This window comes from Halomonas sp. 328 (assembly GCF_015645095.1).
Taxonomy (GTDB): domain Bacteria; phylum Pseudomonadota; class Gammaproteobacteria; order Pseudomonadales; family Halomonadaceae; genus Bisbaumannia.
On record NZ_JADOTW010000072.1, the window covers coordinates 1 to 1,333 of the forward strand.

2 tRNA genes and 2 rRNA genes are annotated in these 1,333 nt (G+C 55.1%); all 4 read left to right on the forward strand.

What is annotated here, in order from left to right:
* Positions 1-522 (forward strand): 16S ribosomal RNA (locus IHD13_RS17985); the annotation flags it as partial.
* 93 nt (positions 523-615) lie between these two features.
* Positions 616-692: transfer RNA gene (locus IHD13_RS17990), tRNA-Ile, on the forward strand.
* Between the two features lie 6 nt (positions 693-698).
* Positions 699-774 (forward strand) — tRNA-Ala (locus tag IHD13_RS17995).
* Between the two features lie 309 nt (positions 775-1,083).
* Positions 1,084-1,333: ribosomal RNA gene (locus IHD13_RS18000) — 23S ribosomal RNA — on the forward strand; the annotation flags it as partial.

Genomic DNA, 1,333 nt, shown 5'->3' on the forward strand with positions numbered 1-1,333 from the left:
TTGGTGCCTTCGGGAACGCACAGACAGGTGCTGCATGGCTGTCGTCAGCTCGTGTTGTGAAATGTTGGGTTAAGTCCCGTAACGAGCGCAACCCTTGTCCCTATTTGCCAGCGATTCGGTCGGGAACTCTAGGGAGACTGCCGGTGACAAACCGGAGGAAGGTGGGGACGACGTCAAGTCATCATGGCCCTTACGGGTAGGGCTACACACGTGCTACAATGGTCGGTACAAAGGGTTGCAATACCGCGAGGTGGAGCTAATCCCATAAAGCCGGTCTCAGTCCGGATCGGAGTCTGCAACTCGACTCCGTGAAGTCGGAATCGCTAGTAATCGTGAATCAGAATGTCACGGTGAATACGTTCCCGGGCCTTGTACACACCGCCCGTCACACCATGGGAGTGGACTGCACCAGAAGTGGTTAGCTTAACCTTCGGGGGAGCGATCACCACGGTGTGGTTCATGACTGGGGTGAAGTCGTAACAAGGTAGCCGTAGGGGAACCTGCGGCTGGATCACCTCCTTAAACGACGACCGCCGCCTGCCGGCAAGTGTCCACAATGAATTACCTGATCGACCAGAGCAAATGACTGTTAGGGCGCAAGCCCTGTGGTTAGCCGGGTCTGTAGCTCAGTTGGTTAGAGCGCACCCCTGATAAGGGTGAGGTCGGCAGTTCAAATCTGCCCAGACCCACCATATGCCGGGGCCATAGCTCAGCTGGGAGAGCGCCTGCCTTGCACGCAGGAGGTCAGCGGTTCGATCCCGCTTGGCTCCACCATTTTCTGAAAAGATAAATGGCTATGGGTAGCCTAGCTGGGAGAGCGCCTGCCGGCACCAGGAGGTCGCGCCGGGGTCGCGGGCGACTTCGATTCTCCTTGGCTCCACCATCTCCCCTACCCATCGAACAGTCAGTCACTGATCGGATCCGCAGTCATAAGCCATCATCATCAAATACGATGACCGGTTTATGACTGTCGATTGACAGTCGCTCTTTAACAATATGAATCATGCTGACAAATTGACGATACGTCTCAAGCGTATCCGGCAATTATCGTACCAATCGCGACCAGACCCCTTCGGGTTATATGGTCAAGCGATTAAGCGCATACGGTGGATGCCTTGGCAGCCAGAGGCGATGAAGGACGTTGTAGCCTGCGATAAGGTTCGGTGAGGTGGCAAACAACCTGTGACCCGGACATTTCCGAATGGGGAAACCCACTCATCACAAGATGAGTATCCTGCACTGAATCCATAGGTGCAGGAGGCGAACCGGGGGAACTGAAACATCTAAGTACCCCGAGGAAAAGAAATCAACCGAGATTCCCCAAGTAGCGGCG